We start from the raw sequence: 15,022 nt of genomic DNA, 5'->3' as shown, positions 1-15,022 counted from the left end.
GGCCGGCTGGTCGTGGTCCGCCAGCGGCGAAGGTGTCGTGGGCCTCAGGGCCCGGCGGTCACGACTCCCACTCGACCCCGGGGAGCGCGGCGGTCCAGCTCTCGGCGATGCGGCCGTCCTCGATGCGGTGCACGATCATCCACGTGAGCACCTGGCGACTCTCGGTGCTGAGGTTCACCCCGCGGCTCGTGGCCCGGGTCCATACCTTGTCGCCGGCCACGACCTGGTCGTCGATGGTGGTCTCGGCGCCGCGCATCACGTGCATCGACTCGGCCAGGCGCTTCTTGTACTTGGCGAGAGGGATGCGCTCGGTGCCCAGGCTGGTGTGGCGGGTGTAGGGGTCGGTGCAGATGTCGTCGACGGCGTCGGGGTTCGCCTCGCCCCAGACGTCGTTCCACCAGCGTCGGACCAGTGCTCGAGCGTCGTCGTCCCCCACGGCCCGGCAGTGTACGTGGCCGGCCGGTCGCGGTCGGACACGGCGCGATCCGGTCGGTGGGTGGGTGCGGTGAAGGCCCGGCCGACCACGGGGGCGGGGGTGGCTGGGGGCTACATTTCCGTGCGCCCCGTTGGAGAGAGGTTCCCTTGCTCGACGCCATCGCTGCCATCGCTGCCGGTCTCGAACCGTCCCGCACGGACGACCCCACCCACGCCGCCGAACTGGTGGCCGGCGTCGGTGCCTGCATCCTCACCGGGCTCGAGCCTTCGCAGTCATCGGCGGCGACCCTGGCCGCCACCTTGCTGGGCGACCGGCTCCGTGCCGGCCCTCCGCCGGTCGAGGTGCGAGAAGGGGGCGACAAGGACCCCAAGATCCGCGTCGACGGTGCCCACGAGGTGCCGCTGCCGCTGCACACCGACGGCTTCACCTACGGCCTCGACGGCCCCGACACGATGGTGCTGCTGTGCGAGCGACCGAGCGAGGGGGACGGCGCCTCGACCGTCGTCGACGCCTATCGCGTGCTCGACGCCCTGGCCGCCGACCCCGGCGGGGCCGAGCTGGTGCGCTTCATGTGTGACGTCGAGGTCGACCTCACCGCGCCGGGAGCGCCACCGCGCCGCGGAACCCTCGTGTCGACTACCCCGTCGGGGCGTCGCCAGGTCATCGTGGTGGCGCTGCGCGACCACATCCGGGCGGTGCCGGGCCCGCTGGCCCGGGCTCACGAGCACTGCATCGACCAGGTGGCCGAGGTGTTCGAGTCGGTGCGCACCTGGGCACCGCGTGTGCACCTCGCCGCCGGTGAGGCGCTCTGCGCCGACAACTACCGGGTGGTGCACTCCCGCGACGCCTATCACGACCTGGATCGGCGCTTCTGGCGCATCTGGGCCTGGAGCGACGACGGCCGACCGCCGCCGGAGGGGCGTCTGGCCTCCGACGTCAGGTACGTCACCGAGGATCCGGCGGCCGCCGGCGGCTGAACGAGGCGCTGGCACCGGGCACCCGTCGGCCCCGTGCACGGGCCGACCGTCGAGGGGGCGCCCCCCGGGGTCAGCCGAACTCGATGTTGACCGCGCCGTAGCCGCGGGTGAAGGTGGCCGGCACGATCTCCGGCTCGGGGCCGACGAGCTTCCAGGAGGGGAAGCGGCGGACCATCTCCTCGAACAGCACGCGCAGCTCGAGGCGGGCCAGTGACGCGCCAAGGCAGAAGTGGGTGCCGAACCCGAACGCCACGTGGTGGTTGTGGGGGCGGGTGACGTCGAAGTCGTCGGGGCGGTCGAAGATGCGCTCGTCGCGGTTGGCCGACCCGTAGAGCAGCAGCACCTCGTCGCCCTCGTGGATGGTCTGGCCGTGCAGCTCGGTGTCGCGGGTGGCGGTGCGGCGCATGTTGGAGATGGGACTGATCCAGCGGATGAACTCCTCCACCGCGGTGGTGGACAACAGCCCGGGGTCCTCGGCCAGGAGGGCCCTCTGCTCGGGGCGGCGGGCCAGCTCGGCGATGATGCCGGCGATCACCGAACGGGTGGTCTCGGCGCCGCCGTCGAGCACGAGGAGGGCCTCGGTGAGGATCTCGCCGTCGGTCCAGGGCTGGCCGTGCACCTCGGTGTGGGCCCACACCGAGATGAGGTCGTCGCGTGGGTCGTCGCGACGGGCGGCGATGACCTTCATGGTCTCGGTGGCGAAGTCGAGCACCGCGTTGGCGCTGGCGTCGGACTGGGACTTGAAGCCCCCGCCGGTCGGGGAGGTCTGCCCGGCCTCGAACATGGTGACCTCGGACCACTCGCGGACCTTGGGCCACAGGTCGTGGTCGTAGCCGAGCAGGTCGCAGATCATCATGGCGGGCAGGCGCGAGGCGATGGATTCGACGGCTTCGCACCCGCCGTCGGCCGACGCCTCGTCGAGGATGGCGGTGACCTGGTCGCGGACGCGGTCTTCGTGGCTGCGCACCCCCCGCGGCGTGAACCGGCGGGCCACGACCATGCGCTGGCTCTGGTGGGCCGGGTCGTCGCGGTTGATCATCGAGGTGTCGTCGAGCTGGTCGGTCTTGGGGCGCGAGCCGGGCAGCGAGGAGAAGGCGGCGGTGTCGTGCTCGACGGTGCGCACGTCGGCGTGACGCGAGATGCCCCAGATCTCCTGGACCGGGTCCCAGTGGACCGGTGACTCGTCGCGGAGCCAGCGGTAGGCGTCGAACGGGTCGACGTACCAGGTCGGGTCGAGCAGGTTCACGTTCGGGCTCACGGCGTCCCCCCGGGCGAGTGCGGTGGCGCCGGTCGGTCGGCGCCTCGGTGCCCATGATGGCGCGTCCGGGGACCCCGGCGCGACGCCGGGTGCGAGCAGCCCGTGAACTGGAGGCCTCACCGGGGCCCGGGCGACGGCTGCCCGGTGGGTCAGCGACCGAAAAGGCGACTCAGGAGGGAACCACCCGACGGGGCGGAGGCGGAGCACCGGCAGCGCTGATCGGCGGGGACGTCGCCGAGGACCTGCTCGACGTGCATGCCGCAGCCGGCGAAGGTGGGACGGTCACAGGTGGGGCACGTAGCTCGTTGGCACATACCCCCTAGGGTATAGGACGCGAGGCCCTCCGGCACCCACTTCGATCGTCGTAGGGTTCGGGCATCGACGACGCAGTCAGTGCCCACCCGACTGACCGGCCGACCGGATCCGAGCCTCCCGGAGCCGCCCTCTTGTCGCTCGGGTCCACCCGGGGCCGTGTGGCGCTCGGCGCCACGGTGCTCGCCAGCGGGGTGGCCTTCCTCGACAGCACCGTGGTCAACGTCGCCGTGCCGGCCATCGCCGACGACTTCGGGGTCGGTGGCGACGGCGTGCAGTGGGTGCTCACCGCCTACCTGCTCACCCTCGCCTCGCTCATCTTGCTGGGCGGCGCGCTGGGTGATCGCTATGGATCCCGGCGGGTCTTCGTCGTCGGGGCGGTCTGGTTCGCGCTGGCGACCCTGGCCTGCGCTCTCGCCCCGTCGCTGTGGTTCCTGGTCCTGGCCCGCCTCTTCCAGGGCGTGGGCGGGGCCCTCCTCACGCCCACGTCGCTGGCGCTCGTGCAGGCGTCGTTCGTGCCCGACGATCGGGCTCGCGCCGTCGGGGCCTGGGCGGGCCTCACGGGGCTGTCCGGCGCCATCGGCCCCATCCTGGGTGGGTGGCTGATCGACGGGCCGGGCTGGCGCTGGGCCTTCGTGCTGTCGGTGCCGCTGGTCCTCGTCTCGGTCGTGGCCGTGCGGGCCACCCCCACCGTCGTGCGCGTCCCCGGCGGTCGGTTCGACCTGGCGGGTGCCGGGCTGGCGGTGGTCGCCCTGGCCGGCCTGACCCTGGCCCTCAACCGGGCGGCCGACGACGGCTGGGGCGATCCGCTGGTGGTCGTCGCCTCGGTCGCCGCGATCGTGGCGTCGGTGGCCTTCGTGGTGTGGGAGCGACGGAGCGCGGCTCCGCTGGTGCCGGGTCGACTGTTCGAGTCCCGCACCTTCACGGTGCTGAGCATCGTGACCTTCGCCCTCTATGCCCTGCTGGGCGGCGTCTTCTTCTTCGTCGTCTACCAACTCCAGGTCGTGACCGGTTTCGGGGCGCTGGCCGCGGCCAGCTCGCTCATCCCGGCCACGTTGCTGTTGTTGTTCGGCTCGGCCCGCTCGGGGGCGCTGGCCACCCGATGGGGACCCCGTCCCCAGATGGTCGTCGGACCGCTGCTGACCGTCGCCGGGGTGGTGGTCCTCGCCGGCATCGACGTCGACACCAGCTGGACCACCGGCGTCCTGCCCGGCTCGATCCTGCTCGGGCTCGGTCTGGTCGCCTTCGTCGCCCCGTTGACCGCCAGCGTGATGGCGTGCGTGGACCAACGCCTGGTGGGCACGGCCAGCGGGGTCAACAACGCCATCGCCCGCACCGCCGGGCTGGTGGCCCTCGCCGTCATCCCCTCGGTGTCGGGGTTGACGGTGGCCGTCGGCACCGCCGCCACCACGTCCGCCTTCCGTTGGTCCATGGCCATCGCCGCCGCCCTCGGCCTGGTGGCCGCCGCCGTCTCCGCACTCTTCCTGCCCCGCCGGGTCCGGCCACCCGCCGCCGATCAGTCGTAGGGCCTCGAGGCAGATCGGGCCAGGGCGTTGAGCACGGCGGCCTCCTCCGGGTCGGCGTCGGGCCCGTAGGCCGAGATGATCACGCCCTTGACGCCCCATTGCGAGCAGCGCACCCCGAGCACGATGGCTTCGTCGCCTGGATCGGTGGGGCCCTCGAAGCGGAACGTGTAGTCGACGATCGCGCCGTCGACCGGGTGGGGATCGTCGTGGCCGCTGCGCAGGATGCCGACCGGGCAGACCTGCAGGTCCTCCACGTAGCCCTCGCTGGCCAGAAAGGTGACGGCGTCGGTGACGGTCTCGGGCATGGGGGCGGCTGCGGTCACGTGTCCTCCTCGTCGAGGCTGAGGCCGTAGACGGCCTCACCGTCGGGATCGATCTCGTAGATCTCGTACCCCTCGTCGACGTGGGGTGCGTCGGCGGCGAAGGCCACCGCGATCTTGTTGGTGGCGTTGCGGGCCACGTCGAGCACCAGCTCCACGGCCTGCGCGTCGGTGAGCTCGTCGCGCACGGATGCGGCCACGGCGGGATCGATCCGCCCCGGCAGCCAGACGATGGCGTCGGTGAGGGCGAGGGCGGCTTTGGTGGCGGCGGGCAGCTCGCTGTCGGCATGGTGGTCGACGGCCGCGAACTGCTCGTCACCCGCTCCGGCCCGCAGGGCAGGGCGGCTGCGCAGTGACTGGCACAGCCGGCACTGGTGCTGGCGGGCCCCGCGGAGGCGCACCAGCTCGGTGACCACGGGGTCGAGGGCGTCGAGGCGGGGCACGATCCGGATGTAGGCGTCGATCGCCGACCAGATGTCGGCGGCGGACGAGCCCGGTGGGGCCTCGGGCCAGGGTTCGGCGCCGAACGGTTCCCACGGTGCCGCGCCGAACAGGGCATCGAGGGCGGACCGCACCCGGGGGACGTAGTCGAACACCCAGAGGGCCTGCACCACGTCGCCGGTGGCGGGGCCCAGGGCGGCCCCCACCGCGGCGCGGTGGGTGTCGTCGATGGCGGAGACGTCGAGGCTCATCTGCTCGGCGAAGGCGACCACCGCCCGGTCGGTGTCGGCGAGCGAGTCGAGCCGGCGCCAGTCGTCCGCGGCGGTGGATGACCACGGGCTCGGTCCCAAGCGGGTGGGGCGGGGGAGCGGGGCCAGGCCGTGCGGACGGGCCATGGCGCGGGTGGCGAGGTCGACGAGGTCGACGCGGTCAGCGGCGGCGGCCGCCGCCCACGCCGTGTCCACCATCGTGGAGAGCGCACCGCCCGCCGAGTGCGCGACCACGGTGAGGGCCTCGATCCCGCTTCGGGGCGCCGAGGCGGCCTCGGCGCTGGGTTCGGTCGACTGATGGGTCGGCATCGGTGTCCCCCGGTCCGATCGGTGCCGCGTGGTACCGCGTCAGCCTGTCACGTCGATGCCGTCCCTGCCGGGGCGCCTGAGCGTCGGCTCGACCCTCCATCTGTGACGGCCGACACCTAGTGTCCGGGCATGACCTATCGAGTGGTGGTGTGGGGGACGGGCAACGCCGGGCGGCCGGCCATCCGGGCGGTGGCCGCCCACCGGGATCTGGAGCTGGTGGGGGTGGTGGTGTCGAACCCGGCCAAGGTCGGGCGCGACGCCGGGGAGCTGGCCTTCGTCGACCCCCTCGGCGTGGCCGCCACCGACGACACCGCTCGGGCGCTGGCCGACGACGTCGACTGCGTGGTCTACACGGCCACCGCCGACACCCGCCCCGAGCACGCCGTCACCGACCTGTTGCGGTGCCTGCAGGCCGGCAAGGACGTCGTGTCCACCTCCTTCTATCCCCTCCTGCATCCGGCCTCGGCGCCCCGTGAGCTCCTCGACGTGATCGAACCGGCCTGTGCCACGGGGTCGTCGTCGGTGTTCGTGTCGGGCATCGACCCGGGTTGGGCCTTCGACATCCTCCCCGGCCTGGTGAGCGGTGTGGGGGCCGACATCACCGAGCTGCGCATGCAGGAGGTCTTCAACTACGCCCTCTACGACGCCCCCGAGGTGGTGCGCGAGGTCATCGGCTTCGGGAAGACGATGGACGAGCTGCCCCTGATGCTGCACGACTTCTCGTTGCAGATGGTGTGGGCGCCGATGGTGCGCATCGTCGCCGAGATGCTCGAGGTGGAGCTCGAGTCGGTGACGACCTCGGTGGAGCGTCGGGCGCTGGAACGCACCGTCGACGTCCCCGGTATGGGCGTGTTCGAGGCGGGCACGCAGGGGGCGTTCCGGTTCGAGGTGCAGGGGAACGTGGGTGGGAAGCCGTTCGTGGTGGCCGAGCACATCACCCGGATCGACGACGCCTGCGCCCCGGACTGGCCGAGCTCGTCCTCGCCGGGTGGCGAGCACCGCATCGTGCTCTCGGGCCACCCGAACCTCACGGTCAGCGTCCACGGCACCGAGCCCGGAGAGCCGGGCGCAGCCGGAGGCGGCAACGCCTCGGCGGCCAACCGCATCGTCAACGCCATCCCGGCGGTGTGCGAGGCCCGCCCTGGGCCCCTCGGCCCGCGGGACCTGCCGCCCATCACCGGCGCCGCCCAGGTCCGCCTGCCCTGATCCACCCGGCGCCCGACCCTGGCCGCGACCATCCCTCACCGGGGCCCTCCCCGTCAGGTCCGCTCGCGTACCTGACGGTGTTGTGCGCTGGGGGGTGTCGCGTTTTCCCGACAGGTACGCGTGGGTGGCGACCCGGGGTGGGCCGGGGTCAGGCGGCGCGCGGGACGGTGAAGGTGGTGCCGGTGAGCGATTCCGAGAGGGCCCACAGGCTCCGGGCGTCGTCGGTGTCTCGGGCGCGGGCGCTCGGGGTCTCGAGCACGGCGTCGCCCCAGGCCATCAGGCGGGGCCCGTAGTACTCGCCGCTCGTCACGGCCGGATCGGTGGCGGCCCGCAGGAAGGGCTCGGCGCCCCGGGCTGCGGACTGCGAGGCCAGCCCGCCCAGCGGGTCGATGAGGCGGTTGAGCCATCCGCTGCCCTCGTGGCCGAGGTCGGTGTGGGCGTACCCGGGATGGGCGGCGACGGCGAGGGTGTCGACCCCGGCCTGGCGGAACCGGTGGTGGAGCTCGAGGGTGAAGAGCAGGTTGGCCAGCTTGGACTGGAAGTAGGCGGGCCAGCGCTGGTAGCGGCGACGATCGAACATGACGTCGTCGAAGTCCATGCGCCCCGCCCGGTGGCCCATCGACGCCATGGTGACGACGCGCCCGCCGGGCGCGGAGACCAGCAGCGGGGCCAGCTCCGCGGTCAGCACGAAGTGGCCCAGGTGGTTCACGCCGAACTGCATCTCGAACCCGTCGGCCGTTCGGGATTCGTCGACGGCCATCAGTCCAGCGTTGTTGGCCAGGAGGTCGAGTCGGGGCAGCTCGTCACGCACTCGGGTCCCGAGGGCGCGCACCGAGGCCAGGTCGGCCAGGTCGAGGGACATCACCGAGGCGGAGCCGGGACCGGCACCGGCGTGGGCGTTCACCCGTGCGGCGGCGTCCGCGGCCTTGTCGACGTTGCGACAGGCCATCACCACGTGGGCGCCCCGTCCGGCCAGGGCCCGGCTGATCTCGTAGCCGAGCCCGCTGTTGGCCCCGGTGACGAGAGCGGTGGTGCCGGTGAGATCGGGGACATCGGCCAGGCTCCAGCTCATCGCCTCACGCTACCGGTCGACCTCCCTCGGACCCCGGTCGAGTCCCACTCGTGTCCCACTCGTGTCGTGACCCACCGGCGAAGCTGTCGATGGACGGCGCTGGGGGGTGGCGCTCTTTCCCGACAGGTACGCAGGGCGTTGTTTGTGCGCGCAAGGACCTCTACGCTGGAGCCATGAGCTCGTCCGTGCAACAGACGTTCCCCCTCGGTCTGCACTGGCCGACGGTCGACCCCTTCTTGTTCTGCGCCCACCACCTCGACGCCTACCCCGAGGGCGACGGGTCCTTCGCGCCGGCGGCCTCGCTGGCCGGGCGCCAGATCGGGTCCGACTTCGAGGGCATCGACGGCTGGCGCATGTACCACGGCGACCGCGTCCCCGGCTTCCCCCAGCACCCCCACCGGGGCTTCGAGACCCTCACCTACGCCCGCCAGGGCTTCATCGACCACGCCGACTCGATGGGGGCGGCGGCCCGCTTCGGCCGGGGCGACGCGCAGTGGATGACCGCCGGACGCGGGGTGGTGCACAGCGAGATGTTCCCCCTGCTCGAGACCGACCGCCCCAACACCGGCGAGCTGTTCCAGATCTGGATCAACCTGCCGGCCGAGCACAAGCTGGTGGAGCCCTACTTCACCATGCTGTGGGACCGAGACATCCCCAAGGTGGTGCGCACCGACGAGGCGGGTCGGCGCACCGACATCACCGTGATCGTGGGATCGCTCGACGGGGCCACGCCGCCGGATCCGCCCCCTCACTCCTGGGCGGCGCGACCCGAGGCCGACCTCGGCGTGTGGCACCTCACCATGGAGCCCGGGGCCGAGGCGGACCTGGAGGCGCCCGCGTCACCGGACACGCTGCGGGTGCTCTACCTCTTCGACGGCCCCTCTCTCGAGATCGACGGGGAGCGCATCGACGCCGACACCGGCGCCCTGGTCCGCTCCGACCGGGGCCTGCACCTCACCGCCGGCGACGGCCCGGTGGAGGTGATGGTGCTGCAGGGGCGTCCCATCGGCGAGCCGGTGGCTCGCTACGGACCGTTCGTGATGAACACCGAGGACGAGATCCGCCAGGCCTTCGCCGACTACCAGCGCGACGGCTTCGGTGGCTGGCCGTGGCCGGAGGACGGCCCCGTCCACGGGCCCGAGGCGGTCCGCTTCGCCCGCCACGCCGACGGTCGCGACGAGCGCGAGGCCATCACCCCGGCCTGACGTGAGGTCGTCGCCCGGGCATGCGGCGTGCTGCAGTCGCTGTCCGGCCCGGCGAGACCGGTCTCCGGCACCCCCGGAGGTCGCTACCAGGGTGTTCGAGCGGCGCTCCACCCGTGGATGCCCCGTGGTGGCCCGGCTCAGGGCTTGGGGTCCCAGAAGGCCTGCCAGGTCTCCCATCGCCCGGGTAGCTCGGCCCGGGTGATCATGGGGTTGCCCGGGAAGTGGAACCGCTCGGGCACCCGCAAGGGGTGCTCGAGCACGTCGGCGGCGTAGAAGACCTTGGGGGAGCGGCTGACGAAGTACCAGTGGCCGTCGCGGCGCTCGTAGCGGTCCCAGTACTGCATGGGCATGACCACCCAGAGGTCGCCCACCTCGTGCTCGGGTCGGCAGTACACGACCCCGGTGGCGTGGTCCTCGTCCACCAGGTCGATGACGTGGTTGCCGATGAGGTGGAACGTGGTCGAGTAGGGCCGCAGGATCGGGTCGAACCAGTCGGCGAGGGCCTCGCGGCCCACCCGCCCGTCGCCGGTGCGCACGTCGTCGACGAAGAGCGCGGCCAGAGCCTGCACGTCGCGCTGGTCGAGGGCGAGCGCGTAGCGGGCGGCCAGCTGGCGGATCTCCTCGGTGGCTTCGAGCCGTGCCAGCCGTGCCTCCAGGTCGCTCATCGGTGTCCTCCTCGGGCCGGGCCGACCCCTGCGGGCCGTCCGGCTTCTCGTCGCCTCACGCCGGTCCAGTCTGACCGGCGGGCGAGGATGGGACAGGATGGTCACCCGACCACGCCGAGCTCCCAGTACGCCTCCCCACCCGCAGGAGACCCCATGTCGCCCACCGCCACGCCCCAGATCTCCATGCAGCTGCGGACGTTCTCCGCCGAGGACCCGGGCGGGTGGTCGTCGCTGCTCGACCAGGCCCTGGCCATGGACGCCGCCGGCATCGACCGCCTCGTGGTGTCCGAGCACGTGGCCTTCGGCGAGAACATGGACGCCTACGCCGATCCCAAGGTCGGCGGCTCCGCCGGCGGCAAGCAGCCCACCGGCCCCGACGGGCACTGGCTCGATCCGCTCGTCGTCCTCACGACCATCGGGGCCCTCACCGAGCGCATCCGGCTGGGCACCGGCATCCTCATCGCCGCCCTGCGCCGCCCGGTGGTGCTGGCCAAGACGGCGGCCACCATCGACGTGCTCTCCGGCGGACGCCTCGACCTCGGCGTCGGGGTGGGCTGGCAGCGCGAGGAGTACGAGGCGGCCGGCCTCGAGTTCGACGGGCGGGGCCGCCTCCTCGACCAGACCCTCGAGGTGTGCCAGACGCTGTGGCGCGAGCCGCGGGCCAGCTACGAGTCCGAGGATCTGACCTTCGAGGGCATCCACCAGATGCCCAAGCCCCTCCAGGAGGGCGGTGTGCCGATCTGGGTGAGCGGCACACCCAACAAGGCCGTGGCGCGGCGCCTGTCCCGTTTCGGTTCTGGATGGATCCCGTGGGGCGCGGCGATGGCCGACCCGGTCACCGGCATCGCCGAGATGCGCGAGCTGGTCGAGGCCGCCGGCGGCGACCCCTCCGGCCTGCAGGTGATGGGCTACGCCAACGTCGTGCGCCGAGGCGACGGGTCGGTCGACCTCGACGCCACCATGGAGAGCGTGCCCGCCCTCGTCGCCGCCGGGGTCACCGATGTCCGCCTGACCGTGGCGCTGCCCGAGGGCCGCGACGCGGCCACCGACTACCTCTCGGGCGCCGTCGAGCGGTTCCGGACGGTCGTCGCCTGACCCGCTCCCTCGGTTCCACCCCCTCTCGGTGACCAGGGTCACTGCCGAAGGGTCGTTCGACTCAGGGCAGATCGTGTCCGTCTGCCTACGCTGAGTGGTGAAGGTGCGTCCGGGCGGGATCGGGCGTCGAGACCTTCCGGAGCTCCCGGCATGACCCTCGACCACGACTCCGATCGATCCGGCAGCGAAAGCGACGCCGCCGACCGCGACGCGATCGAGCGCCAGCTCCAGCGCTCGGCGGCGCTGCTCGACGCGGCCGTCCGGGCCAGCGGCATCGGCATCTGGAGCTGGGACCACGCCAGCGACGGCGAGCTGTCCTGGAGTCCCACGATGTACGAGATCTTCGGCGTGGCGCGTGGCGCCCCCGTCCGCCTCGAGGACGTCTACCGGCTGTGCGACCCGAACGACCGCGAGCGGGTGCTCGACGCCTTCTGGGACGGCCACCAGCTCGTCGAGGGCGAGGTCGTCATGCACGTCGAGCACCCGGTGCGAGGGCGGCGCTCGGTGCTCATGCGGTCGCGGGTGCCCGAGCCCGGTGCCCTGGGCCTGGTCGGCGTGGCCATCGACGTCACCGACACCCGAGCCGAGGCCGACCGGGTGGCCGAGATCCTCGACGCCATCCCCACCGTCTACATCGCGATCGATGCCGACTGGCGGATCACCTACCTCAATCGCAAGGGGGCCGAGCTGTTCCGGGTGTCGGCCCCCGAGATCGAGGGCCGGGACCTCTGGGAGGTCTTCCCCCACGCGGTGGGCACCGAGTTCGAGGCGGCCTACCGTCGGGTGGCCGACGGCGGGCCGGCCGAGCGCTTCGAGGCCTCGTACCCCTCGGGGCTCTGGTTCGACGTGCAGGTCCAGGCGCTCGGCTCCGGGATCTGCGTCTACCTCAACGACGTCACCGATCGGCGTCGCCTCCTGGCCGCCGAGACCGAGGCCCGCCGGGAGGCCGAAACGGCATCGGCCGAGCTCGCCTTCCGGGCCACCCACGACGTGCTCACGGGCCTGCCCAACCGCACCGTTCTGCTCGAGTTCTTGGAGGCGGTGACCTCGGGGTCCTCGGTTCCCGGCCGTGACGGCCCGGCACCCGACGGGGACGCGGCGGTGCTGTTCGTCGATCTCGACGACTTCAAGATCGTCAACGACACCCACGGCCACGAGGCCGGCGACCAGCTGTTGCGGGTGGTGGCCGAGCGGCTCTCGGCGTCGGTCAGGGAGACCGACATGGTGGCGCGTCTGGGGGGCGACGAGTTCGTGGTGGCGGCCACCCATCTCGAGGAGGGCGGGGCCGACGCCCTGGCCGAACGCATCCTCGCCTCGCTCAACGAGCCGGTGGAGGTGGATCTCGATGGCAGCCGGGTGGTGGTGAGCACCGGCGCCAGCGTCGGGCTCCGCGACGTGGGGCCCGGCATGGCGCCCGGCGCCATCCTCCGCGACGCCGACCTGGCGCTCTATCGGGCCAAGGGCGCGGGTCGTAACCGGGCCGTGCGGTTCCGATCCCGCCATCGTCGGGAGCTGCTGGATCGGGTGGCGCGCGAGGAGCGGCTGCGCGAGATGCTCGACGGTCCCGGGGTGGCCCTCGACTACCAGCTCTCCTACCGGCTGCGCGACGGCGTCGTGACCGGGCTCGACCCGCGGGTGCGGTGGGCCGGGCCCGAGGGCCGGGACAGGAGCCTCGACGTCCGGCCGCCCGGCCCACCCGACACCGAGGTGTGGGCGGTGGCCCGCGAGGCGGGGCTGGTGGGCGTGCTGGGCGAGGCCGTCATGGAGCGGGCCCTGGGCGAGATGGCCCCCTTGTTCAGGGAGCACCCGGAGGCCGCGCTCTGTCTGCCGGTGACCGTGGCCCAGCTGGTGCCCGGCTTCGCCGACGAGCTCCGCGGACGGCTCCGCCGGCTGGGGCTGACCGTCGATCAGGTCGGGGTCAAGGTGCCCGAGGCGGCCACCATCCAGTCGTTGGATGCCGCGGCCGAGCTGTTCGCCCTCGACGAGCTGGGGGTGCGGATCGCCGTGGCCGACTTCGGCACGGGCAGCTCCAGCCTGGCCCGGCTGACGGCCTTCCCGGTGCACGTGGTCCGCATCGACGAGGCCTTCACCGTGCGGGCGGCCCGCCCCGACGGTGGGCGGGTGCTGTCGGCTCTCGTGGGCCTGGGGCATGCCTTCGGCGCCCAGGTCATGGGCGAGGGGATCGACACCCCGGAGATCCTCGACGCCGCCGTCGGTGCGGGCGTCGACCTCGCCGTGGGCGCCGCGCTCCACGAGGCGGCGCCCGCCACCGCCCTGGATCTGAGCCCGGTCCTGGCCCGGCTCTGACCTGAACCCGACGACGCGGCGCACCAGAGGCGGGCCGATCCCGTGCCCCACCCGCGAGGCGGCACCGGGTTCGACCGGGTCAGGGCTGCGGATCGCTCCAGAGGCGCCGTACGGCCGCGTCGGGATCGTGGACGACGGTGACGGCGTCGTCGAGCAACAGGGTGGCGCGGTCGGGGCCGTGAGCCGGCCAGTCGACCGACTCGGTGTCGGGTCGCCCGTGGCGGGCGAAGGCGGTCCACAGCCGGCGGACCACGGCGGACAGGGCCGAGGCCGAGCGCTGGTCGCCGAGGAAGTCGCCCCACCCACCCGTGTCGGTGGTGCCGAACGGAAACGGGATGTCCACCCCGTGGCAGGCGCCGAGCCTCGGGTCGGCGGCGGGCCGGTCGAAGCGGTAGACCCACACGGGCGCGTGGCGGGCGTGGGCCTCGGCGAGTCGTTGGGCGGGTACCCACATCTGCGTGTCGGTCTGGACCCTCGACCAGACGTGCGGGGGGTCGACCACGCCGACGGTCCGGTACGCGTCGACGACGAGGTCGGTGTCGTGGCCGGCGCGGTCGAGGCGGCGTCGTAGCCCGGCGTCGTCGAGGGCGGCGGCCCGCGGGTCCATGGCCGAGAACAGCGCCATCTCGTCTCGGGTCGTGCCGATGACGAGCGGCACGGGGTTCACACCCCGGGCGGCGGCGTCGAGCCACGAGGTGGGCAGCACCTCGCCGTCGACGCACGGGTGGAAGGGCATGGTGCCCACCGTCGTGAAGAGCTCCTTCGCCGCGGTGGCCTGGGCCTCGAGCAGGGCGGCGGCGGGCAGGGTCCGCAGCCCGTCGACGTCGCCGGCGGTGAGACCGGCCGCCCGCGCCACGGCGTCGACCACCAGCGCGGCGGCCTCCCGGTCGAGCAGCAGGTCGGTGGCGCCGCTCTGCACGATCGCCCGGTGGAACAGGCCCGTCGCCGACGGCATGGCCAGCAGCGAGAGCACGCTGCCACCGCCGGCGCTCTCGCCGAACACGGTGACGTTGGACGGGTCGCCACCGAACCCGGCGATGGTGTCACGCACCCACCGGAGGGCCGCGACCTGGTCGAGCAGGCCCACGTTGGGGGTGGCGGAGGCGTCGTCGGGGTGGAGGAACCCGAAGACGCCGAGGCGGTAGTTCACGGTGACCACCACGACGTCGTGCTCGGCGGCCAGTCGGGCGCCGTCGTACACGGGCAGCGAACCGGCCCCGAGGCTGAAGGCCCCGCCGTGGATCCAGACGAGGACGGGTCGGACACCGTCGTCGACGCCCGGGGTCCAGACGTCGAGCGAGAGGCAGTCGTCGCCCTGGTGCGCGGGGGCCATGCCCGGGACGAGACCGTCGAGCGGCCCGCCGGCGGGCTGCCAGGCGGCCGGCCCCGGTTCGAGCGCGTCGCGGACCTCGGACCACCCCGCGGGCGGCTCCGGTGGCCGCCACCGGAGCATGCCGGTGGGTGGGGCGCCGTAGCGGATCCCCCGAAAGGCGACCGCGCCCCCTGGCAGGGCCCGGCCCCGCACCGGCCCGTGCTCGGTGCGCACCACCGGGCCGGGGCCGACCGACTCGGTCGCGGCGTCGGCGTGGTCGTCGTGTCGTGTCGTGCCCCCGGTCCCCATGGG

The 15,022-nt window shown here is 73.1% G+C and carries 14 protein-coding genes; 6 read left to right on the top strand and 8 right to left on the bottom strand.

The window, feature by feature from the left end:
• Positions 1–58: 58 nt before the first annotated feature.
• The gene (locus tag LUW87_RS09195; protein ID WP_232670842.1) at positions 59–436 is read right to left on the bottom strand and encodes an ester cyclase; all 378 of its coding nucleotides are present in this window, start codon (positions 434–436) and stop codon (positions 59–61) included.
• Between the two features lie 146 nt (positions 437–582).
• On the opposite strand from LUW87_RS09195, the gene LUW87_RS09190 reads away from it, so the two are divergent.
• Positions 583–1,413 carry a TauD/TfdA family dioxygenase gene (locus LUW87_RS09190; RefSeq protein WP_232670841.1) on the top strand — a complete coding sequence of 277 codons (831 nt, stop codon included), beginning with the start codon at positions 583–585 and terminating at the stop codon, positions 1,411–1,413.
• A gap of 70 nt (positions 1,414–1,483) precedes the next feature.
• Here LUW87_RS09190 and LUW87_RS19210 read toward each other — a convergent pair whose 3' ends face one another.
• Positions 1,484–2,671: a cytochrome P450 gene (locus LUW87_RS19210; RefSeq protein ID WP_232670840.1), complete on the bottom strand. Its 1,188-nt coding sequence runs from the start codon at positions 2,669–2,671 to the stop codon at positions 1,484–1,486.
• Positions 2,672–2,820: 149 nt separating this feature from the next.
• Positions 2,821–2,985 carry a hypothetical protein gene (locus LUW87_RS19465; protein WP_488169002.1) on the bottom strand — a complete coding sequence of 55 codons (165 nt, stop codon included), beginning with the start codon at positions 2,983–2,985 and terminating at the stop codon, positions 2,821–2,823.
• A gap of 159 nt (positions 2,986–3,144) precedes the next feature.
• On the opposite strand from LUW87_RS19465, the gene LUW87_RS09180 reads away from it, so the two are divergent.
• A complete protein-coding gene (locus LUW87_RS09180) occupies positions 3,145–4,509 on the top strand; it encodes an MFS transporter (protein ID WP_232670839.1) in 1,365 nt (454 codons plus the stop codon).
• Here the strand turns inward: LUW87_RS09180 and LUW87_RS09175 are convergent.
• Together LUW87_RS09175 and LUW87_RS09170 are read right to left on the bottom strand one after the other, a co-directional pair.
• A complete protein-coding gene (locus tag LUW87_RS09175; RefSeq protein ID WP_232670838.1) occupies positions 4,500–4,832 on the bottom strand; it encodes a hypothetical protein in 333 nt (110 codons plus the stop codon). The two genes, LUW87_RS09180 and LUW87_RS09175, sit on opposite strands and share 10 nt — an antisense overlap.
• Positions 4,829–5,848 (bottom strand): carboxymuconolactone decarboxylase family protein, encoded by a 1,020-nt coding sequence (locus LUW87_RS09170; protein ID WP_232670837.1) that lies wholly within the window; start codon positions 5,846–5,848, stop codon positions 4,829–4,831. Before LUW87_RS09170 ends, LUW87_RS09175 begins: the two co-directional genes overlap by 4 nt.
• Before the next feature lie 129 nt (positions 5,849–5,977).
• On the opposite strand from LUW87_RS09170, the gene LUW87_RS09165 reads away from it, so the two are divergent.
• Positions 5,978–7,054 carry an NAD(P)H-dependent amine dehydrogenase family protein gene (locus tag LUW87_RS09165; protein ID WP_232670836.1) on the top strand — a complete coding sequence of 359 codons (1,077 nt, stop codon included), beginning with the start codon at positions 5,978–5,980 and terminating at the stop codon, positions 7,052–7,054.
• 148 nt (positions 7,055–7,202) lie between these two features.
• Here the strand turns inward: LUW87_RS09165 and LUW87_RS09160 are convergent, their stop codons facing one another.
• Positions 7,203–8,126: an oxidoreductase gene (locus LUW87_RS09160; protein WP_232670835.1), complete on the bottom strand. Its 924-nt coding sequence runs from the start codon at positions 8,124–8,126 to the stop codon at positions 7,203–7,205.
• Positions 8,127–8,299: 173 nt separating this feature from the next.
• Between LUW87_RS09160 and LUW87_RS09155 the strand changes: the two genes are divergently transcribed.
• Positions 8,300–9,331, top strand: a complete 1,032-nt coding sequence (locus LUW87_RS09155) for a pirin family protein (RefSeq protein WP_232670834.1) — start codon at positions 8,300–8,302, stop codon at positions 9,329–9,331.
• A 137-nt stretch (positions 9,332–9,468) separates the two neighbouring features.
• On the opposite strand, the gene LUW87_RS09150 is transcribed toward LUW87_RS09155, so the two are convergent.
• Positions 9,469–9,996, bottom strand: a complete 528-nt coding sequence (locus LUW87_RS09150; RefSeq protein WP_232670833.1) for a nuclear transport factor 2 family protein — start codon at positions 9,994–9,996, stop codon at positions 9,469–9,471.
• Positions 9,997–10,149: 153 nt separating this feature from the next.
• Between LUW87_RS09150 and LUW87_RS09145 the strand changes: the two genes are divergently transcribed.
• The gene (locus LUW87_RS09145) at positions 10,150–11,091 is read left to right on the top strand and encodes a TIGR03619 family F420-dependent LLM class oxidoreductase (RefSeq protein ID WP_232670832.1); all 942 of its coding nucleotides are present in this window, start codon (positions 10,150–10,152) and stop codon (positions 11,089–11,091) included.
• 150 nt (positions 11,092–11,241) lie between these two features.
• Positions 11,242–13,398 (top strand): diguanylate cyclase, encoded by a 2,157-nt coding sequence (locus LUW87_RS09140; RefSeq protein ID WP_232670831.1) that lies wholly within the window; start codon positions 11,242–11,244, stop codon positions 13,396–13,398.
• Between the two features lie 79 nt (positions 13,399–13,477).
• Here LUW87_RS09140 and LUW87_RS09135 read toward each other — a convergent pair whose 3' ends face one another.
• Complete coding sequence (locus LUW87_RS09135) at positions 13,478–15,019, bottom strand: carboxylesterase/lipase family protein (protein WP_232670830.1); 1,542 nt, start codon at positions 15,017–15,019, stop codon at positions 13,478–13,480.
• Positions 15,020–15,022 lie beyond the last annotated feature (3 nt).

Source organism: Rhabdothermincola salaria (assembly GCF_021246445.1).
In the GTDB taxonomy this organism is placed as follows: domain Bacteria; phylum Actinomycetota; class Acidimicrobiia; order Acidimicrobiales; family Acidimicrobilacustridaceae; genus Rhabdothermincola_A; species Rhabdothermincola_A salaria.
The sequence above is the reverse complement of the archived record's forward strand: the minus strand, read 5'-3'. Positions and strand labels throughout refer to the sequence as shown.

Excerpts from the sequence above, each read along its gene's own strand:
- LUW87_RS09150 (WP_232670833.1), bottom strand. The coding sequence starts at position 9,996 with ATGAGCGACCTGGAGGCACGGCTGGCACGGCTCGAAGCCACCGAGGAG.
- LUW87_RS09145 (WP_232670832.1), top strand. The coding sequence starts at position 10,150 with ATGTCGCCCACCGCCACGCCCCAGATCTCCATGCAGCTGCGGACGTTC.
- LUW87_RS09155 (WP_232670834.1), top strand. The coding sequence starts at position 8,300 with ATGAGCTCGTCCGTGCAACAGACGTTCCCCCTCGGTCTGCACTGGCCG.
- LUW87_RS09170 (WP_232670837.1), bottom strand. The coding sequence starts at position 5,848 with ATGCCGACCCATCAGTCGACCGAACCCAGCGCCGAGGCCGCCTCGGCG.
- LUW87_RS09160 (WP_232670835.1), bottom strand. The coding sequence starts at position 8,126 with ATGAGCTGGAGCCTGGCCGATGTCCCCGATCTCACCGGCACCACCGCT.
- LUW87_RS09135 (WP_232670830.1), bottom strand. The coding sequence starts at position 15,019 with ATGGGGACCGGGGGCACGACACGACACGACGACCACGCCGACGCCGCG.
- LUW87_RS19465 (WP_488169002.1), bottom strand. The coding sequence starts at position 2,985 with ATGTGCCAACGAGCTACGTGCCCCACCTGTGACCGTCCCACCTTCGCC.
- LUW87_RS09140 (WP_232670831.1), top strand. The coding sequence starts at position 11,242 with ATGACCCTCGACCACGACTCCGATCGATCCGGCAGCGAAAGCGACGCC.
- LUW87_RS09165 (WP_232670836.1), top strand. The coding sequence starts at position 5,978 with ATGACCTATCGAGTGGTGGTGTGGGGGACGGGCAACGCCGGGCGGCCG.